Origin of the sequence: Nocardia abscessus (assembly GCF_015477775.1) — a bacterium.
GTDB classification, from domain to species: domain Bacteria; phylum Actinomycetota; class Actinomycetes; order Mycobacteriales; family Mycobacteriaceae; genus Nocardia; species Nocardia abscessus_A.
Window position 1 is genome coordinate 414,095 of the sequence record NZ_JADLQO010000002.1, and the last position, 25,740, is coordinate 439,834.

Annotated in this window: 29 protein-coding genes; 15 read left to right on the plus strand and 14 right to left on the minus strand. The window is 69.8% G+C overall.

Annotated elements, in window-relative coordinates; genetic code table 11:
• Positions 1-17: 17 nt before the first annotated feature.
• On the minus strand, positions 18-2,006 hold the full coding sequence (locus IU450_RS07515; RefSeq protein WP_195149045.1) for an APC family permease: 1,989 nt from the start codon (positions 2,004-2,006) through the stop codon (positions 18-20).
• A 161-nt stretch (positions 2,007-2,167) separates the two neighbouring features.
• Here IU450_RS07515 and IU450_RS07520 point away from each other — a divergent pair, with 161 nt between their 5' ends.
• Both IU450_RS07520 and IU450_RS07525 read left to right on the plus strand, forming a co-directional pair.
• Entirely contained in the window at positions 2,168-2,833 is a 666-nt protein-coding gene (locus IU450_RS07520; RefSeq protein ID WP_195149046.1) for a potassium channel family protein, read from the plus strand.
• Between the two features lie 2 nt (positions 2,834-2,835).
• The gene (locus IU450_RS07525) at positions 2,836-3,507 is read left to right on the plus strand and encodes a potassium channel family protein (RefSeq protein WP_043694450.1); all 672 of its coding nucleotides are present in this window, start codon (positions 2,836-2,838) and stop codon (positions 3,505-3,507) included.
• 51 nt (positions 3,508-3,558) lie between these two features.
• On the opposite strand, the gene IU450_RS07530 is transcribed toward IU450_RS07525, so the two are convergent.
• The 3 genes from IU450_RS07530 to IU450_RS07540 form a co-directional block, all read right to left on the minus strand.
• The gene (locus tag IU450_RS07530) at positions 3,559-4,185 is read right to left on the minus strand and encodes a sigma-70 family RNA polymerase sigma factor (RefSeq protein ID WP_195149047.1); all 627 of its coding nucleotides are present in this window, start codon (positions 4,183-4,185) and stop codon (positions 3,559-3,561) included.
• 166 nt (positions 4,186-4,351) lie between these two features.
• Positions 4,352-5,056 (minus strand): DUF3159 domain-containing protein, encoded by a 705-nt coding sequence (locus tag IU450_RS07535; protein WP_195149048.1) that lies wholly within the window; start codon positions 5,054-5,056, stop codon positions 4,352-4,354.
• A gap of 3 nt (positions 5,057-5,059) precedes the next feature.
• Positions 5,060-5,437 carry an OB-fold nucleic acid binding domain-containing protein gene (locus IU450_RS07540; protein ID WP_043694454.1) on the minus strand — a complete coding sequence of 126 codons (378 nt, stop codon included), beginning with the start codon at positions 5,435-5,437 and terminating at the stop codon, positions 5,060-5,062.
• Between the two features lie 132 nt (positions 5,438-5,569).
• On the opposite strand from IU450_RS07540, the gene IU450_RS07545 reads away from it, so the two are divergent.
• Positions 5,570-6,265, plus strand: a complete 696-nt coding sequence (locus tag IU450_RS07545) for an alpha/beta fold hydrolase (RefSeq protein WP_195149049.1) — start codon at positions 5,570-5,572, stop codon at positions 6,263-6,265.
• A 10-nt stretch (positions 6,266-6,275) separates the two neighbouring features.
• Here IU450_RS07545 and IU450_RS07550 read toward each other — a convergent pair whose 3' ends face one another.
• On the minus strand, positions 6,276-7,160 hold the full coding sequence (locus IU450_RS07550; RefSeq protein ID WP_195149050.1) for a DUF3710 domain-containing protein: 885 nt from the start codon (positions 7,158-7,160) through the stop codon (positions 6,276-6,278).
• Positions 7,161-7,165: 5 nt separating this feature from the next.
• Entirely contained in the window at positions 7,166-7,666 is a 501-nt protein-coding gene (dut, locus tag IU450_RS07555; protein WP_195149051.1) for a dUTP diphosphatase, read from the minus strand.
• Positions 7,667-7,739: 73 nt separating this feature from the next.
• On the opposite strand from dut, the gene IU450_RS07560 reads away from it, so the two are divergent.
• Positions 7,740-8,231, plus strand: a complete 492-nt coding sequence (locus IU450_RS07560) for a DUF3093 domain-containing protein (protein WP_195149568.1) — start codon at positions 7,740-7,742, stop codon at positions 8,229-8,231.
• Between the two features lie 23 nt (positions 8,232-8,254).
• Here IU450_RS07560 and IU450_RS07565 read toward each other — a convergent pair whose 3' ends face one another.
• Complete coding sequence (locus tag IU450_RS07565; protein WP_039799153.1) at positions 8,255-8,557, minus strand: DUF4193 domain-containing protein; 303 nt, start codon at positions 8,555-8,557, stop codon at positions 8,255-8,257.
• A 376-nt stretch (positions 8,558-8,933) separates the two neighbouring features.
• Here IU450_RS07565 and cei point away from each other — a divergent pair, with 376 nt between their 5' ends.
• The gene (gene cei / locus IU450_RS07570; RefSeq protein ID WP_195149052.1) at positions 8,934-9,611 is read left to right on the plus strand and encodes an envelope integrity protein Cei; all 678 of its coding nucleotides are present in this window, start codon (positions 8,934-8,936) and stop codon (positions 9,609-9,611) included.
• On the opposite strand, the gene IU450_RS07575 is transcribed toward cei, so the two are convergent.
• The gene (locus IU450_RS07575) at positions 9,612-10,514 is read right to left on the minus strand and encodes an inositol monophosphatase family protein (RefSeq protein WP_324197578.1); all 903 of its coding nucleotides are present in this window, start codon (positions 10,512-10,514) and stop codon (positions 9,612-9,614) included.
• A 198-nt stretch (positions 10,515-10,712) separates the two neighbouring features.
• On the opposite strand from IU450_RS07575, the gene ppgK reads away from it, so the two are divergent.
• From ppgK to IU450_RS07590, 3 genes are all read left to right on the plus strand, one after another.
• Complete coding sequence (gene ppgK, locus IU450_RS07580) at positions 10,713-11,471, plus strand: polyphosphate--glucose phosphotransferase (RefSeq protein WP_195149054.1); 759 nt, start codon at positions 10,713-10,715, stop codon at positions 11,469-11,471.
• A 192-nt stretch (positions 11,472-11,663) separates the two neighbouring features.
• Positions 11,664-13,043: an RNA polymerase sigma factor gene (locus tag IU450_RS07585; RefSeq protein WP_195149055.1), complete on the plus strand. Its 1,380-nt coding sequence runs from the start codon at positions 11,664-11,666 to the stop codon at positions 13,041-13,043.
• Between the two features lie 277 nt (positions 13,044-13,320).
• Complete coding sequence (locus tag IU450_RS07590; RefSeq protein ID WP_324197579.1) at positions 13,321-14,073, plus strand: rhomboid-like protein; 753 nt, start codon at positions 13,321-13,323, stop codon at positions 14,071-14,073.
• Here IU450_RS07590 and IU450_RS07595 read toward each other — a convergent pair whose 3' ends face one another.
• Both IU450_RS07595 and IU450_RS07600 read right to left on the minus strand, forming a co-directional pair.
• Positions 14,074-15,258 (minus strand): cation:proton antiporter, encoded by a 1,185-nt coding sequence (locus IU450_RS07595; RefSeq protein ID WP_195149056.1) that lies wholly within the window; start codon positions 15,256-15,258, stop codon positions 14,074-14,076.
• A 4-nt stretch (positions 15,259-15,262) separates the two neighbouring features.
• Positions 15,263-15,745 carry a cation:proton antiporter regulatory subunit gene (locus IU450_RS07600; protein WP_043694470.1) on the minus strand — a complete coding sequence of 161 codons (483 nt, stop codon included), beginning with the start codon at positions 15,743-15,745 and terminating at the stop codon, positions 15,263-15,265.
• A 93-nt stretch (positions 15,746-15,838) separates the two neighbouring features.
• Here IU450_RS07600 and IU450_RS07605 point away from each other — a divergent pair, with 93 nt between their 5' ends.
• Positions 15,839-17,029 (plus strand): sensor histidine kinase, encoded by a 1,191-nt coding sequence (locus IU450_RS07605; protein WP_195149057.1) that lies wholly within the window; start codon positions 15,839-15,841, stop codon positions 17,027-17,029.
• Complete coding sequence (locus IU450_RS07610; protein WP_195149058.1) at positions 17,026-17,673, plus strand: response regulator transcription factor; 648 nt, start codon at positions 17,026-17,028, stop codon at positions 17,671-17,673. The genes IU450_RS07605 and IU450_RS07610 overlap by 4 nt, the downstream gene beginning before the upstream one ends.
• Here the strand turns inward: IU450_RS07610 and IU450_RS07615 are convergent, their stop codons facing one another.
• A complete protein-coding gene (locus IU450_RS07615; RefSeq protein ID WP_195149059.1) occupies positions 17,674-18,033 on the minus strand; it encodes a DUF952 domain-containing protein in 360 nt (119 codons plus the stop codon). It abuts the gene before it with no gap.
• Between the two features lie 276 nt (positions 18,034-18,309).
• On the opposite strand from IU450_RS07615, the gene IU450_RS07620 reads away from it, so the two are divergent.
• Positions 18,310-18,504 carry a DUF7455 domain-containing protein gene (locus IU450_RS07620; RefSeq protein WP_036538000.1) on the plus strand — a complete coding sequence of 65 codons (195 nt, stop codon included), beginning with the start codon at positions 18,310-18,312 and terminating at the stop codon, positions 18,502-18,504.
• Positions 18,505-18,613: 109 nt separating this feature from the next.
• Here IU450_RS07620 and IU450_RS07625 read toward each other — a convergent pair whose 3' ends face one another.
• Positions 18,614-19,330, minus strand: coding sequence for a TetR/AcrR family transcriptional regulator (locus IU450_RS07625; protein ID WP_195149570.1), 717 nt, complete (start codon positions 19,328-19,330; stop codon positions 18,614-18,616).
• 156 nt (positions 19,331-19,486) lie between these two features.
• On the opposite strand from IU450_RS07625, the gene IU450_RS07630 reads away from it, so the two are divergent.
• From IU450_RS07630 to IU450_RS40530, 3 genes are all read left to right on the plus strand, one after another.
• Positions 19,487-21,253, plus strand: a complete 1,767-nt coding sequence (locus IU450_RS07630) for a DEAD/DEAH box helicase (protein WP_195149060.1) — start codon at positions 19,487-19,489, stop codon at positions 21,251-21,253.
• Positions 21,253-21,807 (plus strand): SWIM zinc finger family protein, encoded by a 555-nt coding sequence (locus IU450_RS07635; protein WP_195149061.1) that lies wholly within the window; start codon positions 21,253-21,255, stop codon positions 21,805-21,807. Before IU450_RS07630 ends, IU450_RS07635 begins: the two co-directional genes overlap by 1 nt.
• Positions 21,808-21,978: 171 nt before the next feature.
• Positions 21,979-22,431, plus strand: a complete 453-nt coding sequence (locus IU450_RS40530; RefSeq protein WP_324197580.1) for a helix-turn-helix transcriptional regulator — start codon at positions 21,979-21,981, stop codon at positions 22,429-22,431.
• Here the strand turns inward: IU450_RS40530 and IU450_RS07645 are convergent, their stop codons facing one another.
• On the minus strand, positions 22,432-23,172 hold the full coding sequence (locus IU450_RS07645) for an SDR family NAD(P)-dependent oxidoreductase (RefSeq protein WP_195149062.1): 741 nt from the start codon (positions 23,170-23,172) through the stop codon (positions 22,432-22,434).
• Positions 23,173-23,276: 104 nt separating this feature from the next.
• Here IU450_RS07645 and IU450_RS07650 point away from each other — a divergent pair, with 104 nt between their 5' ends.
• Positions 23,277-23,879 (plus strand): TetR/AcrR family transcriptional regulator, encoded by a 603-nt coding sequence (locus IU450_RS07650; RefSeq protein ID WP_195149063.1) that lies wholly within the window; start codon positions 23,277-23,279, stop codon positions 23,877-23,879.
• 6 nt (positions 23,880-23,885) lie between these two features.
• Here the strand turns inward: IU450_RS07650 and IU450_RS07655 are convergent, their stop codons facing one another.
• Positions 23,886-25,637 carry a DEAD/DEAH box helicase gene (locus IU450_RS07655; RefSeq protein WP_195149571.1) on the minus strand — a complete coding sequence of 584 codons (1,752 nt, stop codon included), beginning with the start codon at positions 25,635-25,637 and terminating at the stop codon, positions 23,886-23,888.
• Positions 25,638-25,740 lie beyond the last annotated feature (103 nt).

Sequence of the window (25,740 nt, forward strand, 5' to 3'; positions counted from 1 at the left end):
CGCATGCTCCGTCGGCGTCATGTCCGGTCCCCGTACCCGCGCCGCACCGCGCCGGGAGCGTTCACCACGCCGGGCGTCTTCGCCCGCGCGGACGAGCTCAGCTGCCACGGCACGCTGGTCACCATCACGCCGGGCTCGAAGAGCAATCTGCCCTTCAACCGCAGCGCGCTCTGGTTGTGCAGCACCTGCTCCCACCAGTGGCCCACCACGTACTCGGGGATGAACACGGTCACCACGTCGCGCGGAGCGTCCTTGCGCACCCGCTTCACGTAATCGAGCACCGGCTTGGTGATCTCGCGGTAAGGCGATTCGATCACCTTGAGCGGCACCGTGATGTCGCTGTTCTCCCATTCCCGTACCAGAGCCCTGGTGTCGGCCTCGTCGACGTTGACCGTCACCGCCTCCAGCGTGTCGGGGCGGCTGGCGCGCGCGTAGGCCAGCGCGCGGCGGGTCGGCAGGTGCAGCCGGGAAACCAGCACGATGGAGTGCGAACGACTGGGCAGCACACCGTCCCACTCGTGCTCGTCCAGCTCACGCGCGACCGAATCGTAGTGTCGCCGAATCAGCTTCATGACCACGAAGATCGCGACCATGGTGAAGATGGCGATGTAGGCACCCGCGAAGAACTTGGTGATCAGCACGATCACCAGCACCGCCCCGGTCGCGGTGAGGCCGACCGCGTTGATCACCCGTGACCGCTTCATCCGCGCGCGCTGCGCCGAGTCGGTCTCGGTGCGCAACAGGCGGGTCCAGTGCCGCAGCATGCCGGTCTGGCTGAGCACGAACGAGACGAACACACCGACGATGTACAGCTGGATCAGCTTGGTCACCTCGGCGCCGAACAGCACCACGAACGCGATGGCCGCGCCGGACAGGAACAGGATGCCGTTGCTGAACGCGAGCCGATCGCCTCTGGTGTGCAGCTGGCGCGGCAGGTAGCGGTCCTGCGCCAGGATCGAGCCGAGCACGGGGAACCCGTTGAACGCGGTGTTCGCGGCGAGCACGAGGATCAGCGCGGTCACCGTCGTGATGAAGAAGAACCCGATCGGGAACCCGTCGAACACCGCTTCGGCGAGCTGGGCGATCAGCGTCTTCTGGTGATAGTCCGGCGGCGCGCCGGTCAGGTCATCGACGTTGTGCGCGTACACGACGCCGATCTTCTGGGCGAGGATGATGATGCCCATCAGCAACACGATCGCGATCGTCCCCAGCATCAGCAAGGTGGTGGCGGCGTTGCGCGACTTGGGTTTGCGGAAGGCGGGCACGCCGTTGCTGATCGCCTCCACACCGGTCAGCGCGGCGCAGCCGGAGGAGAACGCGCGCGCGATGAGGAAGGCGAACGCCAGACCGTAGAGGTGCTCGTGCTCGGCGTTCAACCCGAAGCCGGCCGATTCGGCCCGTATTTCCTCGCCGAGCCCGAAGATCCGGAACAGGCCCCAGCCGAGCATCAGGAACATGCCGATGATGAACGCGTAGGTCGGAACGGCGAACGTGGTGCCCGATTCCCGCACGCCGCGCAGGTTCATCGCGGTGAGCACCGCGATCGCCACGACGGCGAACAACACCTTGTGGGTGGCCACGAACGGGATGGCCGAGCCGATGTTGGACGCGGCCGAGGAGATCGACACCGCGACGGTGAGCACGTAGTCGACCAGCAGCGCGCTGCCTACGGTGAGGCCCGCGTTCGGTCCGAGGTTGGTGGTGGCGACCTCGTAGTCGCCGCCACCGGACGGGTAGGCGTGCACGTTCTGCCGGTAGCTGGCCACCACCACGGCCATGACGAAGGCGACCGCCAATCCGACCCACGGCGCGTAGAGATACGCCCCGATCCCGGCCGCCGACAGGACGAGGAAGATCTCTTCGGGGGCGTAGGCGACCGACGACATGGCATCGGAGGCGAACACCGGGAGCGCGATTCGCTTCGGCAGCAGCGTGTGGCCCAGCGAGTCGCTACGGAAAGGCCTGCCCAGCAGCACTCGCTTCGCTGCCGTCGTCAACTTGGACACTGGAGCGAGCATAGGCCCCCGCACGGTGGATCGCGCGCGTGGCTCGCAGGTTTGCTCGCCCGCTGGAGGGGGAACGTGGCCGGTGGAATCATTCGACGGGTAGCGTTCGACCGAACAGCAGAGCAGACCCAACACCATGGTTCCAGGAACGAGGTTGCACGGTGTACGTAGTGATCATGGGGTGCGGGCGTGTCGGCTCGTCGCTGGCCCACGCCCTGGTCCGCGTGGGTCACGAAGTCACCGTGATCGATCGGGACTCCAGTTCCTTCCTCCGCCTGGGATCCGATTTCCCGGGTGAGCGGGTGACGGGCGTCGGATTCGATCGAGATGTGCTGATAAAGGCGGGAATCGAGCGGGCGGACGCGTTCGCGGCGGTCTCCTCCGGCGACAACTCGAACATCATCTCCGCACGCGTGGCCAGGGAGATGTTCGGAGTGGAGCGGGTGGTCGCCCGCATCTACGACGCCAAGCGCGCGGCCGTCTACGAGCGGCTCGGCATCCCGACCATCGCGACGGTCCCCTGGACCACCGACCGCTTCCTGCGCGCGCTCATCGGCGACACCGGCACCACCACATGGCGCGACCCGACCGGAACGGTTGCTGTGACGCAGCTGACGCTGCACGAAGAGTGGTATGGGCGCACGGTGCGCGACCTGGAGCAAACCGTCGCGGCCAAGGTGGCGTTCATCATCCGGTTCGGCCAGGCGCTGCTCCCCGACAGCAAGACCATCATCCAGGCCGACGACATCGTCTATGTGGCCGCCGCGTCCGGCACCGTGGGCGAGAGCGTCGCCATGGCCGCGAAGCCCCCAGCGAGCGAGGACTGAACATGAAAGTGGCCATCGCCGGAGCAGGCGCTGTCGGCCGATCGATCGCCAGGGAACTCCTGCGCGGCGGGCACCGGGTCATGCTGCTGGAGCGTCAGCTCGAGCACATCGAGTCCGCCGCGATCCCGGACGCGGTCTGGGTGCACGCCGACGCGTGTGAACTGGCGCTGCTGGAGCAGGCCGGGCTGGAGACCTACGAGGTGGTCATCGCGGCCACCGGTGACGACAAGGCGAACCTGGTGCACAGCCTGCTGGCCAAGACCGAGTTCGGAGTCCGCCGGGTGGTGGCGCGGGTGAACGACCCGCGCAACGAATGGCTCTTCGACGGTTCCTGGGGTGTGGACGTCGCGGTGTCCACACCCCGGCTGCTCGCCTCCCTGGTCGAGGAGGCGGTGTCCGTCGGAGATCTGGTGCGCCTGATGACGCTGCGTCAGGGCCAGGCGAACCTGGTGGAGATGACGCTGCCCGCGGACACCGCGCTGGCGGGCAAGCCGGTGCGCACCCTGACCCTGCCGCGCGACGCCGCCTTGGTGACCATCCTGCGCGGCGGGCGGGTGATCGTGCCGCAGCCGGACGACGCGCTGGAAGGCGACGACGAGCTGCTGTTCGTGACTTCGGTGGAGGCCGAGGAAGACCTCCGGGTGGAACTCGCCAATCACGGCATCAGACCGTAACTCCCCGTACACGGCCGGACGCGCGTTCTCGTGCGCGGCACCACCCGGGGATCACGCGGCCAGTTTCAGCTCCGCGCGCAGCTTGTTCAGCGCGCGATGCTGCATCACGCGGACCACGCCCGGGCTGGTGCCGATGGCTTCCGCGGTCTGTGCCGCCGACCAGCCCAGCACGATGCGCATCACCAGCACCTCGCGGTGCGCCGGCGCCAGGACTTTCATCAGTTCCCTTGTGGCGGAGCGCCGTTCGGAGGCCAATGCCCACTCCTCCGGCCCGGCGGCGGAGGACGCGTAGTCCGGGACGTCGGCCATCGGGTAGGCGGGGTGCTGCTGCGAGCGGCGGAACGCGTCGGCGACCTTGTTGGCCGCGATGCCGTAGACGAACGCCAGGAACGACTTGCCCTGGTCGCGGTAGCGCGGGATGGCGTTGACGGTGGCCAGCAGGATCTCCTGCACCACATCGTCGGCGGTGACCTGCAAGTGGGCCGTGTTGCCCAGGCGCGCACCGCAGTAGCGGCGCACCAGCGGGTGCACGATCCGGATGATCTCGGTGACCGCCTGGCGGTCGCCCGCGGCCGCCGGACCGATCAGCTTGTCCAGCTCGGCCGATACCCGCCTGCTCTCCGAGAGAGCGGGGTGGTGGTTCTTGGGCAGTGCCGCGGTGTTGTGCTCGGTAGCCACGTCCGAGTCCTTTCTTGCCGATCAGTGCGTGTTTTCGGTACGCATAGATCGTCTGATGAACTCGGGGCGGCAACCAGGCACCCCAGGGTGGGGAAGCACCCACCTCGGCGGTGGGACTCCTCCCACCCCTGTGGTTTTCGCCGAGTGACGGCGGAGGGTTAACGGCTCAGGCGGGCCCGGTCGCGGCCATCGACTTGGTGGGCAGGTGACCGGCCCTGCGCACCGCCCAGACGGTGACGCCCAGCGCCACCGCGGTCAGCGGCCAGCCCATCGCGATGCGGGTGAAAGCCAGCCAGCCGGTCCGGTCGGTGTCGTAGAGCTGCGACTGCACCAGATAGCGGGCGCCGAACACCACGATCCACGCGGTGGTGGCCAGATCGTAGAGGCGCACCGCGCGCGGATCGGACCGCCAGTCCGAGCCGTGGCCGTTCAGCACGCCCCAGATGACGCCGACCAGCGGCCGGCGCACCAGGATGGACCCGAGGAACACCGCAGCGTACAGGAGGCTGGTGTAGATGCCGAAGAGGAAGAAACCCTTCGCCTCGCCCATCCGGTAGGCGATGAAGGCGCAGATGCCGACGCCGAAGAAGCCGGAGATGGCGGGCTGGATGGGATCGCGCCGCACCAGACGCCAGATCAGGATGGCGGCGGCCACCCCGAGGGCCGACCAGATCGCGGCGGTCAGCCCGGCGACGCTGTTCACGGGAACGAACACGACAACGGGGAGGGTCGAGTAGATCAGGCCGCTGAAGCCGCCGAGTTGTTCGAGGAGGGTCTGCTCGGCACGTTCCTCGTCACGGTCGGGGTCACGGTCGGGCCGGTCCAGCCCGGTGCGGTCGTCCGATCCTGCGTTGTCGTCGCTCAATGGCATACGTCAGCTGTTCCCGCGCAATTCGTAGTAGGGGTTGAAGATCACTTTGCGGCCGTCGCGGTCGCCCACCCGGCCACGGACCAGGATGCGCCGCCCCGGCTCGATGCCGGGAATGCGCCTGCGCCCGATCCAGACCAGCGTAATCGCGTCCGTGCCGTCGAAGAACTCGGCCTGGACGCTGGCACCGGCCGACTTGGGACACGCCTCGACACTGCGAAGCCTACCGAGCATGGTGGCCTCGTCACCGCGCCGACACTCCGACGCGCGACACGCTCCTGAGGCCTCGGATGTCTCGGCCAGCTCTTCGGCGTCGAGCTGATCGATGTCTTCGGTCAGTTTGCGGCCCAGACGTCGGAAATATCCTGAGGCTGCGGATGACATTGTGCACGCTCTCCTGCATAGAGCAGATGGCGTGGGTCGCACACCATCGTGGGGGATCCGATCCGCACGACCTGTCGAGGCCGTACAACGCCACTGTAGATGGGCCGGGCCACCCCCGCTACGCTCGGACCGATGTTCGACTCCCCACATTCCGCGCGCGTCGTGGCGCTGCCCGGCACCGGATCCGACGCCGATTTCGCCAGGCGCGCCTTCGGGCCCGCCAGCGCCGCGCGCGGTCTGGATTTCGTCGCCGTGGAACCGGATCCGCGGCGCGTGGTCGCGAGCTGCCGGGCCGCGCTGGCCGTGGCGGCGGAGGAGGGCCCGGTGCTGGCGGCCGGCATCTCGCTCGGCGCCGCGATCGCACTGGAGTGGGCGGCCGAGCACCCAGCCGACGTCGTCGGAGTGGTGGCGGCGCTGCCCGCCTGGACCGGATCCGACACCGCCGCGTGCCCGGCTGCGCTCAGCGCGGCGGCCACCGCGGCGCAGCTGCGTGCCGACGGTCTGGCGGCCGTGATCGACCGGATGCGGGCGAGCAGCCCGCGGTGGCTGGCGGACGCGCTGACCCAGTCGTGGCGCGCGCAGTGGCCGGACCTGCCGCGGGCGCTGGACGAAGCCGCCGACTACAAGTGGCCGGACGCCGAGCGCCTGGCCACCTTCGAGTTGCCGATCGTGGTCGTGACCGCGGTCGACGACCCGGTCCATCCGGTGGCCGTGGCCGAAGAGTGGGCAGCGCTGGCCCCTCGCTCGCAGCTGCACCGCGTCACCTTGGACGAACTCGGCGCCGATCCCGCGATCCTGGGACGCGCGGGGCTCGGCGCCTTCGGGTGAGTTCGGTCGCTCAGTTCAGGCCGAGCTGCTGCATGGCCGACCCGTCCGCACCGCGCCGCGGTCCCTGCGGCATCCGCGGCACCACCGGCTGCGCACCGGTCTGCGCCGCGGCCTGCGCGGCCATCGCCTGCTGCTGAGCTTCCACCTGCTGCTGATGCGCCGCGGCCAGCTGCTCGGACAATTGCTGCGGCAGCACCACGGGCAGCGGCTCCCGCACCGGCAGCGGATCCTCGCCACGCCGTACCACCGTCTCGCTCAGGATCGCGCGCGCGGCTTTGACCAGCGGGCTGCCGTCGTTCGCCGCGCCCGAGGGGCCCGCGGCGACCAAACGCACCATCCAGCGATAGCCGTCCACGCCGATGAAACGCAGATCCGCGCCCTCGGTCAGCGCCAGCAACTCCCGGCCCCACGGCCCGTTCTCGATCGAGACCCTGGCGCCGTCCTTGCGCAGCGAGTCGGCGAGGTCCGCGGCGACCAGACGCCATTGGCCCGAAGTCTTGGGCGCGGCGTAGGCCGCCACGGTGATCCGGCCGTGCTCGGTGGCCAGGTGCACCGCCTGCGGCTGGCCCTCCGGGGTCATCTCGACCTGCAACTGGCCACCGGGCGGGACCGGCAACAGCACCGAACCGAGGTCGAGCCGCTGCTCGGACACCGTCTCCAGCAGCTCGGCGACCTCGTCGTAGTCGTACGGGCCCGGTTTGCCCTGCGGCCGGTCCACGGTCAAGTCCACGCCCTCGTACGAGCGCTCGTCGGTGGGCGCGTCGTCGTAGAACTCGTCGTCGTACTCGGGCGCCGCGTACCCCGCCTCGTACTCGGGCTCGTAGTCGGCGTAGTCGTCCGCGTCGTCGTACCGGTCGTCCGCGGCCCGGCCGGACTTCTTTCTCTTTCCGAACATTCCCGTCATGCCTCCTTGCCGGTCGCCCGGCCCGCCCCGTTCGTCTGCGCGGTCAGGCTCGCGTGGCCGCCGCTGGAGCCGTATCCCCCCGCTCCCCGGGTGGTCTCGTCGAGCGAGTCGACCTCCACGAAATCCACCAGTTCCACTCGCTGCACCAGCAGTTGCGCGATCCGGTCGCCGCGACGCAGCTCGATCGGCGTGCGCGGGTCGTGGTTGATCAGGCACACCTTGATCTCGCCCCGGTACCCCGCGTCGACCGTGCCCGGCGTGTTCACCACCGATAGTCCGGTCTTGGCCGCCAGACCCGAGCGCGGATGGATCAGGCCGACCGTGCCGACCGGCAGGGCCACGGCGACACCGGTGCCGACCAGAGCCCGCTCCCCCGGCTCCAGGATGACGTCTTGCGTGGTGCACAGATCCACGCCCGCGTCGCCCGCATGGGCACGCGTGGGCACGGGGATGCCGGGGTCCAGCCGCAGCAAGGGTATGGGTGAAAGTGCGCTCACGTTGGACGAGCCTACGCGTAGGCTGTTTGCCCTCGTGACTTAGTGTTGACTCGTGTCGGACCAGCCCAATCCCATGACCACGGACGAGAAAAAGCAGCCAGCGCACCTGTATCGGGAGCGCCTGTGGGTGCCGCTGTGGTGGTGGCCGGTGGCCTTCGCCATCACCGGGTTGCTCGCGGCGGAGATCCACATGGGCGCGCCCGGGTTACGCGCGTGGCTGCCCTATGCGCTGTTGTTCCCGGTGCCGGTCTGGGTGCTGCTGTGGCTGAGCCGCCACCGCGTCGAAGTGGCGCGGGACGCGAGCGGCACACCGGAGCTGCGCGCCGATCGCGCACATCTGCCGGTGAATTTCGTGGCCCGTGCGGCCGCTGTCGCTCCCACCGCGAAAAGCGCGGCGCTGGGCCGCCAGCTCGACCCCGCCGCCTATGTCCAGCATCGCCCCTGGGTCGGGCCGATGGTCTTGCTCGTGCTCGACGACCCCGACGATCCGACGCCGTACTGGCTGGTCAGTACGCGACGGCCCGAACGGGTCCTTGCCGCGCTCGGTGTTCCGAGCGCGGGCTGACACTGTCTTCGATCTCGTCGAGATCAGGCGGCGCAATCCATGCAGATCATCTGGCCGCCCTTCTCACTGGCCAGCCTGCTCCGGTGATGTACCAGGAAACAGCTGGAACAGGTGAACTCGTCGGCCTGCTTCGGGATCACCCGAACCGTCAGCACTTCCTCGGACAGGTCGGCGCCGGGAAGCTCGAACGACTCCGCGGTATCGGATTCGTCGATATCCACGACGGCGGACTGTGCCTCGTTACGACGAGCCTTCAGCTCCTCCAGCGAATCCTCCGACACATCGTCGGATTCGGTGCGCCTCGGTGCGTCATAGTCGGTTGCCATGTCGTCTTCCCCTCGTCCTAACTCCGTATATCCCGGACCGGTCCGCTCACACCCGATTCCTGCCGGAACCGCCGCGACCGGTACCGCCCCGCCGGTGGTGCACGTCACACGTACACCGGTCGCCTATCAGGGCAGATCGTGTCGATCCACTCCCGATAGCGCTGGGTAAACGCAGGACATGCCCTTCTTGTTCCCGCGACCGACCACTGATTTCCGCACCGGTGATTCGATCTGGGCCGCCAGACAATAGCGGACCCCGGAGGAAAAGTCGCAATCAAAACACAGCCGAGTCGAAAATGAGGGGCAATCGACACCGTCCAGGGAACGCACCGAGACCTTGCGCCGCCACCCCGCCACATTTTCGTAGAGTGTGCTGGTGGTTTCACTGATCACCGAAGGTACCTCGACGGATCCGCAAGGTCGTCCGTTCCTGCGTCGCCGACCCCAGCCCTGGCTCGTCATGCTCGGCGTTCTCGCTCTGATCTGCGGGATCGTCTGGATCAAAGCCCTCACGACGCACGACACCGACTACACCGCGATGGCGTGCAACTCGCCGAGCCCGGCCTCGGATCCCGGTGCGCCGCAACCGACTCCGCTCGGCCAGCGGGTCGGGTCGGGCCGGTTGCAGGACGTGGAACCCGCGCCGCTGGCGGCGAGCAGGGTGCGCGTGCTGAACGCGAACAACCAGCGCGGTCAGGCCGCGCACGTCGCCGCCCAGCTCGGCGACCTCGGTTTCGCGAGCGCGCCCGGCACGCAATACGGCAACGATTCGGTATACGTCAACGGCGACCTGGAATGCACCGGGCAGATCCGCTTCGGCGTGAACGGCCGTCCGGCCGCCGCGGCCGTGCAGCTGGTCGCGCCGTGCGCCGAGCTGATCGAGGATCAGCGCGGCGACGAGACGGTCGATCTGGTGCTCGGCTCGTTGTTCCGGGACATCCGGCCCAGCAACGACGCCGAGGAGGTGCTGCGTTCGCTGAAGAACCCGGCGCCGGGCAACTCCACCTCGATCGATATCAAGTTGCTCGACGCCGCGCGGCAAGCCCGCTGCTGATCAGCGGTCCGGGATCGGCTCGGTAGCGCCGACCCGGGCCAGTAGCTGCCCGAGTTCGTCGGCGATGCCGGGCGCGGCGGCCACCACCAGGTCGCCGTCGGCGCCCGGCGCCGTCGCGGGCGGAAGCGTCAGCCGCGCCCCGGCCTCCGCGGCGATCAGCGCGCCCGCGCCCCAGTCCCAGGCGTTCAATCCGTGCTCGTAGTAGGCGTCCACCCGGCCCGCCGCGACGTGGCACAGATCCAGCGCCGCCGCGCCGAAGCGGCGGATGTCGCGCACGTGCGGCAGCACCTGCGCGACCAGTTCCGCCTGCCTGCTCCTGCGGTGCCTGCCGTAGGCGAATCCGGTGGCGACCAACGACATCGCGACCGTTTCGACGGGGGTGCAGCTGAGGTGCTCCACCACGCCGTCGGCGTCCACACGCAGCGCACCGAGCCCGAGCCCGGCGCTGTAGGTGGCCGCCCGCGCGACGTCGACCACGGCGCCCGCGACCGGTCGCCCGCCGCGCAGCGCCGCCACCGACACGGCGTAGCCCGGAATGCCGTAGAGGAAGTTGACCGTGCCGTCGATCGGGTCCACCACCCAGTGGACGGTGTCCGCGCTCGCGTCATCGATGCTGCCGCCGCCCTCCTCGCCGAGGATCGGGTCGCCGGGGCGCTGTTCGGCGAGCAGGATTCGGATCAGTTCTTCGGTCTCGGTGTCCACGATGGTCACCGGGTCGGTCGCGTGGCTCTTGGACTGCACGGCGCCTTCGGCGTGCGCGCCCGCGGGCCCGAACACCTCGGGGCGGCGGGCGCGGACGTGCGCGGCGGCCGTCTCGGCGATGTCGACCGCGACGCGGCGCAGGTCGGCTTCGTCGCCACGCGCGACGATCGAGACGAACGAGTCGGAGGTGTAGTCGGACACTGACGATGAGGTTTCCGGCACGCCTTCCATCGCATCACATATCCTCGCCGAACGCCCAGCCTCACAGTCCGATTACTCTTGTCGTGCACGACACAGCGCCGTCGTCGGGCATCCCACTCGCAGCGCCCCGCCGTGGCGTCGTGGGCCCCGTGCAGCGCTGTCATCACACCGGCCAGCACAGGGAACGAGGGGTTAGTCATGTCCGCTCGGGGGCACGCATTCGGCATCGATATCGGCGGCAGCGGAGTCAAAGGCGCCGTGGTCGATCTGGCCACCGGCGAATTGGTCCACGAGCGGATCAAGATCGCCACGCCGCACCCCGCGACACCGCAGGCCGTGGCCGAGGCGGTGGCCGAACTGGTCGCCGAGGCCGGATGGACCGGACCGGTCGGGCTCACCCTGCCCGCCGTGGTGATCGGCGGTGTGGCACGCACCGCGGCCAACATCGACAAGTCCTGGATCGGCACCGACGCGCGGGCGCTGTTCTCCGCCGCGCTCGGCGGCCGTCCGGTCACCGTGCTCAACGACGCGGACGCCGCGGGCATGGCCGAGGACCACTACGGCGCGGCGAGAAGTTTCGCAGGGCTGGTCATGCTGCTGACCTTCGGCACCGGCATCGGCTCCGCGCTGCTCTACCACGGCACGCTGGTACCCAATACCGAACTCGGCCACCTGGAGATCCAGGGCATGGAGAGCGAGCACCGCGCGGCTGCCTCGGTGAAGGAACGCGACGACCTGACCTATGCGCAGTGGGCCGCGCAGGTCAGCCTGGTCCTGACCACCCTGGAGAACCTGTTCTTCCCGGTCGTCTTCGTCGCGGGCGGGGGCATCAGCAGGGACGCCGAGCAGTGGATCCCGTTGCTCACCAACCGGACACCCGTCATCCCGGCGCGCCTCAGGAACACCGCGGGCATCGTCGGCGCGGCCATGGCGATCGCCGGGGGTGTCGCGCCCTGAGGCGCGCGGGTACCGCGAGGATGCCGTTCCCGGCATCGTGCCGTAGGTACCCTGGTTAGATCGTTACAATGGAACGTGCCCGGCTGAGCCGGAGAAACCCCGACCGGCCCTCCGCCGGTGAAACCCGACAGATCGCTCCGCCGGAAACCACTCTGGCGTGACGCCGCACGAGACCGTCACGAAAGGGCGTACGTGGTAGCCACGAATACCCGTCAGACCGCCGAATCGGCCGATGCCGACTCCGCAGATGTAACCGCAGCACGGCCGGTCCGTAAGGCTGCCGCGAAGAAGGCTCCGGCGAAGAAGGCCGCCGCCAAGAAGGCGCCTGCCAAGAAGGCCGCGAAAGCGGCCAAGGCTCCTGCGAAGAAGGCCGGCACCAAGAAGGCGGGACCGGACGGCGAGCCCGGCGCCGACGAGGCGATCGAGGACGAGTCGCTGGACCTCGACGATCTCGGCGATCTGGAAGTCTCCGAAGAAGACCTCACCGAGGGCGACGAACTCGTCGACGTCGCCGAAGAGGCCGAGACCGAGGAAGCCGAGACCGCGGAAGCCGACGAACCCACGGCGGCGGACAAGGCCTCCGGCGATTTCGTCTGGGACGAAGAGGAGTCCGAGGCGCTGCGCCAGGCCCGCAAGGACGCCGAGCTCACCGCCTCGGCCGACTCGGTCCGCGCCTACCTCAAGCAGATCGGCAAGGTCGCGCTGCTCAACGCCGAGGAGGAGGTCGAGCTCGCCAAGCGCATCGAGGCAGGCCTCTACGCGGCGGAGAAGGTGCGCGAGTTCGCCGAGCAGGGCGAGAAGCTGCCGGTCGCGATGCGCCGCGACTACAACTGGATCGTCCGCGACGGCAACCGGGCCAAGAACCATCTGCTCGAGGCCAACCTGCGTCTGGTCGTCTCGCTCGCCAAGCGCTACACCGGCCGCGGCATGGCCTTCCTCGACCTGATCCAGGAGGGCAACCTGGGTCTGATCCGCGCGGTGGAGAAGTTCGACTACACCAAGGGCTACAAGTTCTCCACGTACGCCACCTGGTGGATCCGGCAGGCCATCACCCGCGCCATGGCCGACCAGGCCCGCACCATCCGCATCCCCGTGCACATGGTGGAGGTCATCAACAAGCTCGGCCGCATCCAGCGCGAGCTGCTCCAGGACCTCGGCCGCGAGCCGACGCCGGAGGAGCTGGCCAAGGAAATGGACATCACGCCGGAGAAGGTGCTGGAGATCCAGCAGTACGCGCGTGAGCCCATCTCGCTGGACCAGACCATCGGCGACGAGGGCGACAGCCAGCTCGGCGACTTCATCGAGGACTCCGAGGCCGTGGTCGCGGTGGACGCGGTGAGCTTCACCCTGCTGCAGGATCAGCTGCAGTCGGTGCTGGAGACGCTGTCGGAGCGCGAGGCGGGCGTGGTCCGGCTGCGCTTCGGTCTCACCGACGGCCAGCCCCGCACCCTCGACGAGATCGGCCAGGTCTACGGGGTCACCCGGGAACGCATCCGCCAGATCGAGTCCAAGACCATGAGCAAGCTGCGCCACCCCAGCCGCTCGCAGGTCCTGCGCGACTACCTCGACTAGGTCGCATCGCCTCGACGCCCGCATTCGTCGTGCCGCTCGATATTTCCAGCGGCCGGTGAATGCGGGCGTCGCGCATTCCGGCGGAAGTTCGCGCCGCGTCGCCCACCTCCTCGGCGGCCTGCTGCGCCTCGGGTGCGCTACTACCGCTGGGAGTCGATCACAGCGTCGGCCGCCCCCGGGTGTGCCCAACGGAGCTGTTGCCGCGGCGCCGGTCCCGTGACGGGGCGCACAGGGCCCCTTTCGGCGGGTGTGAGTTCGCACCGGGCAGACTGCGGGGGTGGTTGCCCCCACTTCGATGCTGAGCCTGCCCCCGTCGCCGTGGACGCAGACCGCCGAACTGCGCGATATCTGGTCCCGGCTGCGCCGTCCCGGCTCGCCGCGGCGGATCCCGCCCGCGATCCGGGCGCATCTGGGAGCCGCGCCCGCGAGCACCGCGTACGCGTTCACGCTGTTCGTCACCTGGTGGACGCTGCGCGGCGTCGGCGACTCGGTCGAGCGCAGGCTGATCTTCTCGGCGTCGACCAACCTCTACAACATGCGGCACGACCCCGTGCAGGTGCTGGTCGCGTCCGCGTTCTGGACCGAGGGCGGGTTCCCCTGGACGACCATCGCCGGATTCCTGGTCGTGATGGCCTATGCGGAGCGCTGGCTGGGCACCGCGCGCTGGATTCTGCTGTTCGCGACCGGGCACATCGGCGCGACCTTGCTGACCGTCACCGCCGTCTCACACGCCATCGACCGTGGCCTCATACCGCTGCGGGTGGCCGTCGCCGCGGACGTGGGGACCAGCTACGGCTTTTCGGCTGTCCTGGCGGCCCTCGCGCTCCGGTTCCGTGGCGCGGTGCGCCTGATATGGGCCGGGTCGATCATCGTGGCGCTCGGCGCGGCGCTGTGGATCGAACCGACGTTCACCGACTACGGCCATCTGTGCGCGGCGGTGATCGGGCTGGCGGTCGGGGCGACCGCGAGCCTGTTCCGGCACCGGCTGGAACGGAGGGCCGCGCGTGAGTCCGGCTCCGCGCAGGACTGATCAGGAGACCACAGGCTCGGGGCGGCCACGGTGCTGCAGCAGCCCGACCATCGGCTCCACCACCCGCGCCGCGATCGGCCCGAGCACCGCCATCAGCAGGACGTAAGTCGACGCGAGAGCGGTGAGCTGCCCGTCCATCGCACCCGCGCTGACCGCCAGTCCCGCGATGACGATGGAGAATTCACCCCGGGCGACCAGGGCCGCGCCCGCCCTGGCCCGCCCCATGGGACGGATGCCCTCGCGCGCCGCGGCCCACCATCCGGTCGCCATCTTCGTCATGAGGGTTACCGCCGCCAGCGCGATCGCCCAGCCGAGCACCGGCGGGATCGCTCGCGGATCGGTGCTCAACCCGAACGCCACGAAGAAGATGGCCGCGAACAGATCCCGCAGCGGCTCGAGCAGCTTCGCCGCCGCATGCGCGGTCGAGCCGGAGATGGCGATGCCGAGCAGGAACGCGCCCACCGCCGCGGACACGCTCAGCGCCGAGGAGACACCGGCCACCAGCAGCGCCGCGCCGAGCAGGGTGAGCAGGAAGACCTCGCGGTCGGCGCTGTCCACCACCGACGACACATAGCGCCCGTAGCGCAGGGCCACCACGAGCACCAGCGTGATGGTGATCAGGGCCAGTGCCAGGGCGCGCAGCCCGCTGACCCAGCTCAGCCCGGCCAGCACCGTGGTGAGAATGGGCAGGTAGACCGCCATCGCCAGATCCTCGAACACGAGGATGGACAGGATCACCGGCGTCTCCCGGTTACCCAGGCGGCCGAGGTCGTCGAGCACCTTCGCCACGATGCCCGAGGAGGAGATGTAGGTGACGCCCGCCAGCGTGATCGCGCCGTTGACACCCCAGCCCAGCATCAGCGCCACCACCGCGCCCGGCGACGCGTTGACCACGATGTCCACCAGGCCGGCCGGCCACGACCGGCGCAGCCCGGTCACCAGCTCCGCCGCGGTGTACTCCAGGCCGAGCAGCAACAGCAACAGCACCACACCGATCTCACCGGCGACGTGGCCGAAGTCGTAGGCGGCCCCGAGCTGGATGACACCGCCCTGGCCGAAGGCGACGCCACCCAACAGGTACAGCGGGATCGGTGACATTCCGACACGACCCGCGACACGCCCCAGCATGCCGAGAACGAAAAGAACCGCTCCGAGCTCGATCAGGGCGAGCGCGGTGTCCGTCACGTGCTCAGCCGTGCGTCATGATCTTCGCAGCGGCATCCAAGCCCTCCGGAGTGCCGACCACCACGAGCAGGTCGCCCGCGGTGAAGGTGAAATCGGGGCCCGGCGAGGGATGCAGCTGGCCGGCCCGCATGACCGCCACAATGGAGACCTTCGTGCGGGTGCGCATCTCGGTCTCGCCGAGAGTGCGACCGTCGTACGGTGAGTCGTCGCCGATCGGAAGCTGGCGGGTGGTGATCCCGGGCAGGTCCCGATGGTCGTCGTTGAGCTTCGCGACCAGTTGCGGCGCGCCGAGCAGATTGGCGAGGACTGCCGCTTCGTCGGTGGTCAGCGGGATCTGCGCGGCACAGGCGTCCGGATCGTCGAGCTTGGAGACGATCAGGTCGATATCACCGTCGCGGTGGGCGACCACGCCGATTCGGCGACCGGAACGCACCTCGAAGTCCTTGCGGACACCGATTCCGGGTAGTGCGGTGACGTCGACGTTCACGCCCTCCAGATTAGCCGGATGCGGGCGGCGATAAACGGATCGGTCATCACTTCGGCGGATGGCGCGTCGCGGGCGCTGTGTTGTGATGGAGGCGTGCGGCGGTGGTCGGAATTGCCGGAGCGGGCGCGGGATGCGCTGGGTGCGGTCCTCGCGTTCACCGGCGGCGGCGCGCTGTACTCCACCGGCCTGTCCACGATGACCGATCACGGCGTGCACCTGCCGCTGTGGGTGCGCTTCGGTGTGCTGGCCGCATTGTGCGTGGCCACGTTCTTCCGTCGCCGGTATCCGATCACGGCCATGCTGTACGGCTTGCTTCCGCTGGCGATGGACATCTGGCTGGGCGCCACGGTGCCGGTCTGGATCATCTACGCCGACCTGATCTACTCGGCCGTGCTGTACGCGGGGCGGCGGGCCTCACGCATCACAGCTCTGGGCTGGTGGGTGTTCTCCGGCATCGCCGTGGCGCTCACGCTGGCGGGGACCGGCGACCTGCGGGCGGTCGCGCTGGCCCTGGTGGCGGTGTTCAGTTTCGTGGCGACCCCGATCTGGTGGGCGAACTCGGTACGCACGCACAAGGAGGTGGCGGTCGCCGAGCGCACCCGCGCGCAGGCACTGACGCTGGTCGCGGAGCTCGACCGCCGCGCGGCCATCGCCGACGAGCGCACCACCATGGCCCGCGACCTGCACGACGTGATCGCCGGGCACCTGTCGGCCATCGCCCTACAGTCCGAGGCGGCGCTCGGGGTGCTCGGCCGCGGCGACGCCGACCCCGCGGTGGCCGGGATCATGCGGTCCATCCGCGCCAACAGTGTCAGCGCGCTGCACGAGATGCGCACGATGATCGGCTTGCTGAGCAGCGACGCCGCGACGGAGACCGCCGCGCCGCGCACGCTCGCCCAGTTGTCGATTCTGGTGGATGCCGCACGCGCGGCCGGGATCTCGGTGCGGGCGCGTACGGCGCTGGACGGCGCCGCGCTGCCCAGCGCGGTCGACCAAGCCGCCTACCGCATCGTCCAGGAGGCGTTGACCAACGCCATGAAACACGCCCCGGGACAGGAGGTCTTCATCGACGTGCGGGCAGAGCAAGAGATGCTGAACATTTCCGTTCGCAATCCGGCCATGCCCGCACGGCCGTCCGACGCCAGGGCGGAAACCGGGCGCCGCGGCCTGGTGAACATGCGCGAGCGGGCCGCCGCGCTCGGCGGAAATCTGCGCGCCGGACCGGATTCCGGCTGCTGGGAAGTCCTGGCCAGCCTGCCGCTCGGCTCCGCAGGTGCCGCATGACGATTCGAGTGGTGATCGCCGACGACCACGCGGCGATCCGCGCGGGCCTGCGGATGATCCTGGACGTCGAGCACGATATCGAGGTGGTGGGCGAGGCGGCCGACGGCGACGTCGCGGTGGCGCAGGCCAAAGCGCTGCGGCCGCAGGTGGTGCTGATGGACATCCGGATGCCCGGGGTGGACGGGCTCACCGCTACCGAGCGGATCATCGCCGACGGCCTGGCCAAGGTGCTCGTCCTGACCACATTCGACTTGGACGAGTACGTGTTTCGCGCGCTGCGCGCGGGCGCCTCGGGGTTCGTCCTGAAATCCGCGTCGGGACAGTCGTTGGTCGAGGCGGTGCGCACGGTCGCGGCGGGCGACGGCGTGCTGGCTCCGGAAGTCACCCGGGCGGTGATCGCGGCGTTCGCCGCCACGAATCAGGCTGCCGCGCAACCGGCTCCGGCCGGGCTCGGCGAACTCACCGAACGGGAACGCGAAGTGCTCGACTGTCTGGGCGACGGCCTGTCCAACGCGCAGATCGCGGGCCGGCTGTTCATCGGCGAGACGACCGTCAAGACGCACGTCTCCCGAGTGCTCACGAAACTCGGTGTGCGGTCGCGGGTTCAAGCCGCCATCCTGGCGCGCGAGATCCGCGACCGGTAGTCACGCCGCGAGGGGAGCGAATATCCCGTCCGCGCCGGGCAGATACTCCTCCACCCCCGTGACCGCGATCACCGGCAGGGGGCCGTACAGGTGCGGGAAGAGCATCGACTCCGGATCGGTCGGGACACCGGGCTCCCACTCGATCGGCGACCCTACCCGGCGCGCGTCGATGCGCAGCACGACCAGATCGCGCCGTCCCGCGAACAAACGGTTCGCGGGCAGGTGGACCTGCTGCGGCGAGGAGAGGTGGATGAACCCCGTCTCGGCGAGCGAGGGCGCACGGTACTCCCCCGTTTGCCGAGCGGAAAGCCATTCCACCGAAGTGCATAGGTGAACTAGCGTGTGAGTGTCATAGGTCACGGGTAATCTCCCGGTAGACAACTGGATCGGTCGATCGAGGGTGTGACCCAGTACACATCGACGGCATGACCTGTGGCGTTCGCCCGTAGCGAAATCCCTGGTCGTGTTATCGAAAACACACTGATTCACGCGCGGGAACAAAGTCCCCCGTCCCGAACGTCTGACAGAGTAGTCATACCCCTGCTGGGAAGTAGCGGTAGCGAGCTCGTGGTGAGTGACCACGGGCCCCACACCAGGTGAACGGTCGTCGGGACCGGGAGCCAGGACGGAGGAGTCATGCCAGGAACCCTGACAAGCACCCCACTGACCGCGGTCGATCGTTGCGACCGCTGCGGGGCGGCTGCCCGAGTGCGTGCCGTACTGCCCGCGGGTGGAGAGTTGCTCTTCTGCCAGCACCACGCGAACGAACACATGGATCGCCTGCGTGAGCTGGACGCCGTTATCGACACGGAGTCCGCTCCCGCGCTCTGATCCGCTCCTCGCGTCCTGACACAACAGCATCGGACAACAGAACACCGTTTCCACCGGCAGCGGGCGACCCACAGGTCGCCCGCTGTCGGCGTGTCCGGGGGCGGCCCGGTCAGTTTCCGGACGCCGTGCCCGAGATGCCGTCCAGCAGCCTGGCCAGGCCGTATTCGAACGCACCGTCCGGGTCGGCGGGGGCCTGGTACAGCTCACCGACCGCCGCCCCCACTCGCGAGGACAGGGGGAACCGGCTCGGTGCCATGACCTCCTCCAGCAGCGGGCCGTGCACTTCCCACCAGCGCGCGTCGCTGATCCGGCCGGTCTCGCGGGCCGCGGCGATCGCCATCCGCGCATTCCCGGTGGCGAACTCCGACAGCACGGCGATCACCCGATCCATCTCCACGTCCGGTAGGCCGAGCCCATCGAGCGCGGCGAGCTGCCGCTCGTAACGCCGCATCCGCCCCGGGCCGAGCACCAGCCGCCAGGGCGACACCTCGAGCAGCCAGGGGTGCGCGAGAAGTTCGTTTCGGACCTGGCGAGCCACGGAGGCAAGGCGTTCGCGCGGCGGCAGAGCAGCGGAAATGGGCGCGTCCTCGTCCGCCACCGCGTCGGCCATGAGGACCGCCAGCGCGTCCTTGCTCGGCACATACGTGTAGAGACTCATCGGCCGCAGCCCCAACTCGGCGGCGACGGCCCGGATGGACACCTTCTCGTAGCCCTCTCGATCGGCCAGCCCTACCGCGGCGTCGACCACCGCGTCGACGCTGACCGTCTGCTTCGGACCGCGTCCACCGGGACGCGGCGGACGTTCGTGCCGCCACAGCAGGCTCATCAGCCGCCGGGCCTGGTCGGTGCTGAGTTCGTCGCTCACTGGCTCCTCGGAACAAATCCAGTACGGTGTACGTTGTCAGACTACTCCGTACGCCATACGTTGATTTAGGGGTTCGCTCTGCCCAGCACACACGCCACTTATCTACCGGACCGGCACATGTTCGCACTCTGGAGCTGGAACGGTGACGGCGCCGGCCCCGCGCCGCGCGGCCAGGGTGACCGCGAGACCCTCGCGCTGGCCGTCCCTGCCGCCATGTACGGGGCGCTCGAAGTCGCCGACGTCGACGCCACCCTGGTGGACCCGCGGACTTTCGCGGACTCGACGGTCGAGCACCCGGGCGAGTCGATCCTGGCCTGGCAACGGCTCGTGCGCGCCGTCCTCGCCGAACCCGCCGCGCAACCGTCCGACGCGGACGCCGACGATCTGCCCATCGCCGCCCATGCGGTGCCGGATGCGTCCGGCACGGCGATCGTCTCGGCGCGACGCGCGCTGGGCGTCCTGCACGACACCGAGGCCGTCACCGCCGGGCTGCACGGGACGCTGACGGCGCGGCTGCGGCCCTACCAGGCACGTGGGATCGCCTGGCTGCGCGAAACCGTGGCCGCGCACGGCGGGGCGGTGCTCGCCGACGAGATGGGGCTCGGCAAGACCGTGCAGACCATCGGCTTCCTGCTCGACCGCGCCGAGTCCGGAGCACAGCTGGTGGTGTGCCCGACCTCGCTGGTCGGCAACTGGGCCCACGAGATCGGCAGGTTCGCTCCGGGGCTGCGGGTGGTCGTCTGGCGAGGCGGCGACCTGGACGCCGACGCCGCGACGGTCGTCGTCACGGGCTACCCGACGCTGCGGCTGCACGGACAGCGGGTGGCGCAGCGGCGCTGGGCGACGGCCGTCTTCGACGAGGCGCAGGCGCTGAAGAACCCCCGCACCCAGGTCGCGAAGGCCGCGCGCGCGATCGATGCGGCCGCGACCGTCGCCCTGACCGGAACGCCGGTGGAGAACCATCTCGACGAGCTGTGGGCCCTGCTGCACCTGGTGGCGCCCCGGCTGTTCGGGCACCGGACGCAGTTCCGGCGGCGCTTCGTGCGGCCGATCCACGAGGGTTCGGCGGCCGCCGCGGCGCGGTTGCGCGACGCCATCGAACCGGTCGTGCTGGCACGCACGAAGAGACAGGTCGCCGCGACACTGCCCGCGAAGATCCACAGCGACCTGCTCTGCGACCTCACCGCCGAGCAGGAGCGGCTCTACGACCAGTTGCTCGACCGTGCCATCGACGACGGATTCGGCGCGGGCATCGAGCGCCACGGCCGCGTGCTGGCCGCGCTGACCGCACTACGGCAGGTGTGCAACCACCCGGGGCTGATCACCGGCGAGCTCGACGAGTTGGCCGGCCGCTCCGGAAAACTGGACCTGTGCACCGACATCGTCGCCACCAACCTGGAAACGGCCAGTCCCACCCTGGTTTTCACCCAGTACCGCCAGACCGGTGAGCTTCTGGTCCGGCATTTCGCCGAACAGTTCGGGGTGTCCGCGCCGTTCTTCCACGGCGGGCTCACCCAGACCGAGCGCGCCGCGATCGTCACCCGGTTCCAATCCGAGGACGGACCGCCGGTGCTGGTGCTCAGCCTGCGCGCGGCGGGCACCGGGCTCACACTGACCCGCGCCGCCGATGTCGTCCACTTCGATCGCTGGTGGAACCCCGCGGTGGAGGCGCAGGCCTCCGATCGGGTGCACCGGATCGGCCAGACCCGCACGGTCACCGTCACCACGCTCACCTCGACCACCACCGTGGAGGAGCACATCGCGGCCATGCACCACCGCAAGGCGGCGCTGCGCGACCTCGGTGACGCGGCGGGCATCGCGGCGCTGGCCGCGCTGGACGACGACCAGTTGATCGAGGTCCTGCGCCGCAAGAGGGAGAGCTGATGGCGGACAACGAATTCGGCTACACCGCGTGGGGCATGGACTGGGTGCGCCTGGCCGAGCCGCTGCGCCAGACCCGGCCGGACCCGATGCTGCCCCGCGCGCGCAGCATCGCCCGCAACAACGGCGTGCAGGCCGTCGTCGAGGGACAGGTGGTGCGCGCCACCATCCACCGCGGCGGCCAGGCCTCGCTGACGCACGTGGAGGTGGCGCCACTGTCTCGCAAGACGATCACCGCGATCGCCGGGATCGTGCCGGACCCGACCGTGCTGACCGACGACGCCCATCGCGCGCTCGGCGCGGCAGGCGTCTCGCTCGCGCCGCGGCTCGCGGGCACCGACTGCTCGTGCACGGCACGCTCGCCGCGGTGCGTCCACGTTCTCGCCGTCTACTACGAGATGGCGCGGCAGGTCGACGAGAACCCGCGGCTCGCCTTGGCGATCCAGGGCTATTTCGCCGCCGCGCCGGAGGATTGCGACGAGTCGGCGCCCGCGGCGCGGTGGACGCCGATCAGCGCGCTCGACCCGCGGCGATTCTTCACGACGACGCCCAGCTGAACGACCGGACGACATCCACGCGTCCTCCGACGGGTCCGGGCCCACTCGCCCCGCCCACCGCCGCTGCTAGGCGGGCCCACTCGTCCCGCCCACGACCGCTGGGCGGGACCTCACTGCGGCCGCCGGGCCCGGAAGCGGAAACTCGAAGCGCCGGTATCGATCTCCACGTCGGTGAAGCCGATCCGGAGCAGCCGGTCGGCGGCGGTCTCCTCCACCCACGACACCGCTCAGCCGCGGCGCGAGCGCGCCGAGGCGGTGGTGTTCGATCTGCTCGAGCCCGTCGAGGTGATCCCGATCGGCGCGCATCCGCCCACCGATCCACGAGCGCGGCAGGTGGCCGACGCGCTCGCCGCCGATCCGGCCGACCCGCGCACGCTCGCGGAGTTCGCCGCGCACGTCGCCGCCAGCCCGCGCACGCTGGCCCGCTTGTTCGTCGCCGAGACCGGGCTCGGCTTCGGCCAGTGGCGCACGCAGATCCGGCTGGCGGCCTCCCTGCCGCTGCTCGCCGCGGGGCTGCCGATCGCCCGGGTCGCGGGCCGGGTCGGCTACGCGACGCCGAGCGCTTACGTCGCGGCGTTCCGCCGGGCGGTCGGGGTGTCGCCCGGGCGGTATTTCACCGGCTGATCAGGCGTTGGTGCCGCTGTCCACGGTGAGGAACGCGCCGGTGACGCTGCGGCCGGACGGACCGGCCAGGAAGGCCACCGTGGCCGCGACATCGTCGGCGGCGCCGAAACGGCCGAGCGCGGTCAGGTCGCGCTGCCGCTGCGCGTGAGCGCCGTCGCCGGGGTTCATGTCGGTGTCGGTGGAACCCGGCTGCACGAGGTTCACCGTGATCGCGCGCGGGCCGAGTTCACGCGCCAGCGCCTTGGTGAAGCCGTTGAGAGCCGACTTGCTGAGGTTGTAGAGCGCCAGACCGTCGAACGGCGCGTGGTCGGTCAGGTTGGTGCCGATGCTGATGATCCGCCCGCCGTCGGTCATGTGCGCGATCGCGGCCTGCGCACCGACGAACGCGGCGCGGGCGTGCACGTTGAGCGCGTTGTCGATCTCCTCGACGGTGAACTCCTCGAACGGCTTCGCCGGGAAGATTCCCGCGTTGTTGACCAGGATGTCCAGCCCGCCGAGTTCGGACGCGGTGCGGTCGACCGCCGCGCGCACCGCTGCGGCGTCGGCGCTGTCGGCCTGGATCGCGACGGCTCGGCGTCCGAGCGCTTCGACCGCGTCGACCACCGTTTTCGCCTGCCCCTCGGCGTGCTGGTAGGTCATCGCTACGTCCGCGCCCGCCGCGGCGAGGCGGCGCGCGATCGCCGCTCCGATACCGCGACTGCCGCCGGTCACCAGCGCGACCTTGCCCGTGAGGTCCGACATCGGTACTCCTTTATTTTTGTGCCGATCAATACATAAATAGCCAAGCGCATCGGCCACGGCGCTGTCAAGAGGTATATTTAACGATCGACACAGAAAGGTGTGGCATGGCTGGACGGGGACGACCGCGCGCCTTCGACCGGACCGAGGCGTTGCACCGCGCGATGGAGGTCTTCTGGGAGCACGGCTACGAGGGCGCCTCGATGAGCGACCTCACCGCCGCGATGGGTATCAACTCCCCCAGCCTGTACGCCGCGTTCGGCGGCAAAGAGGAGCTGTTCCGCGCGGCCGTCGAACTCTACGGCCGCACCGACGGCGGTTACACCGACCGCGCGCTGCGCGAAGAACCGACCGCGCGGGCGGGCATCGAGGCGATGCTGCGGGACAACGCGATCGCCTACACCGAGGAGAACAAGCCGCACGGCTGCATGGTCGTGCTCGCCGGCTCCACCTACACCACGCGCAATACGAGCATCCGCGACTTCCTGATCGAGAAGCGCCGCGAGACGACCGAGGACATCCGGCGCAGGCTCGATCGCGGCGTCGCCGAGGGCGATCTGCCGGAAGGCACCGACACCGCGGCGCTGGCCGGTTTCTACACCACGGTCCTCTACGGCCTGTCCATCCAGGCACGGGACGGCGCGTCACTGGCGGACCTCACCGCGTCCATCGACTGCGCCATGGCCGCCTGGCCCGCCACGGCCGGTTGACCCGGGCTATTTCCGGCGCAGCGCGGCGATGCGCTCACCGAGTTGGTCGGCCGAGGCCAGCGCGGTCGGCGGCCCGCCGCATTCCCGGCGCAGCTCCCCGTGGATCACGCCGTGCGGTTTGCCGGTGCGGTGGTGATGCATCGCCACCAGGCTGTTGAGCTCGCGCCGCAGTTCGCCGAGCCGATCGGCCGTCGCGACCCGCTCCGCGGCGTTCGCCACCTGCGGACCGGGATCGGGGGCGGGCGCGGGCATACTCCGATCGGAGACCTGCTTGGCCTGCCGCTCGCGCAGCAGTGCGCGCATCTGCTCGGCGTCCAGCAGCCCCGGAATCCCCAGATAGTCGGCTTCCTCGTCGCTGCCTGCGAAAGTCGCGGTGCCGAAGGAGGATCCGTCGTAGATCACCTGGTCGAGTTCGGCGTCGGCGGCCAGCGCGACGAAGGACTTCTCCTGCTCGCCCGGCTCGTCCTGCTGCTTGTTCGCCTCGATCAGCAGGTCGTCTTCGAGGCCGTTCTTCTCGCGGTGCGGTTTGCCGATGACGTGGTCGCGCTGCAACTCCAGCTGCGCGGCCAGATCGAGCAGCACCGGCACCGAGGGCAGGAACACGGTCGCGGTTTCGCCCGGCTTGCGGGCACGCACGAACCGCCCGATCGCCTGCGCGAAGTACAACGGGGTGGAAGCGCTGGTCGCGTACACCCCGACGGCCAGGCGCGGCACGTCGACGCCTTCGGACACCATGCGCACCGCGACCATCCAGGGCTGCGTGCTGTTGCTGAACTCGGCGATGCGACTGGAGGAGGCCGGGTCGTCGGAGAGCACCAGCGCGGGCTTCTCGCCCGAAATGTGCTCCAGCAGTTCGGCGTAATCGCGGGCGCGGTCCTGGTCGGTGGCGATCACGAGGCCGCCCGCGTCGGGCATGCCGGAGGCGCGCTTCTGGCGCAGCCGGATGTCGGCGGCGCGCAGTACGGCGGATATCCAGTCGCCCGCCGGGTCCAACGCGGTCCGCCAGGCGCGGGCGGTCTGCTCGGCGTTCAGCGGCTCACCGAGGCGCGCGGAATACTCCTCGCCCGCGCTGTCGCGCCAGTGCGCCTCACCCGAGTAGGCCAGGAAGACCACCGGCCGCACCACACCGTCGGCGAGGGCCTCGGCATAGCCGTAGGTGTGATCGGCGCGGGACTTCGGGAAACCGGACTCGTCGGGTTCGTAGACGACGAACGGAATCTGGCTGTCGTCGCTGCGGAACGGGGTACCGGTCAGCGCGAGGCGGCGGGTGGCGTCGCCGAACGCCTCGGCGGTCGCATCGCCCCAGCTCTTGGCATCTCCCGCGTGGTGGATCTCGTCGAGCACGACGAGCGTCCTGCGGTTTTCGGTGCGCACGCGATGACGGAAGGGATGTGCGGCGACCTGCGCGTACGTGACGACGACACCGTGGTAGTCGCCCGAAGTGCCGCCGGTGGAATTGGAGAACCGCGAGTCGAGCGCGATTCCGGCGCGCGCCGCGGACTGCGCCCACTGGTGCTTGAGGTGTTCGGTCGGCGCGACGACGGTGACCTGGTCCACGGTGCGGTCGGCCAGCAGTTCGGCGGCCACGCGCAGCGCGAACGTGGTCTTTCCCGCACCAGGGGTGGCCACGGCGAGGAAGTCCCGCGGCTTGGTGGCCAGATACTTCGTCAGGGCACGTCGCTGCCAGGCGCGCAGGGCGCCGCCGGCGGGGGTGCCCACTGCTTTCGAATCGCCCGGCGTCTCTGCTTCTCCCGCCACAGCGGCGCCACCGGACCCAGTCACGCAGACGACCCTAGCGGCCCGGCCCGGCGTGTCGCCAAACCGACGCGAGGTGGGCGACGGGCATCACAGCCCACCGGCC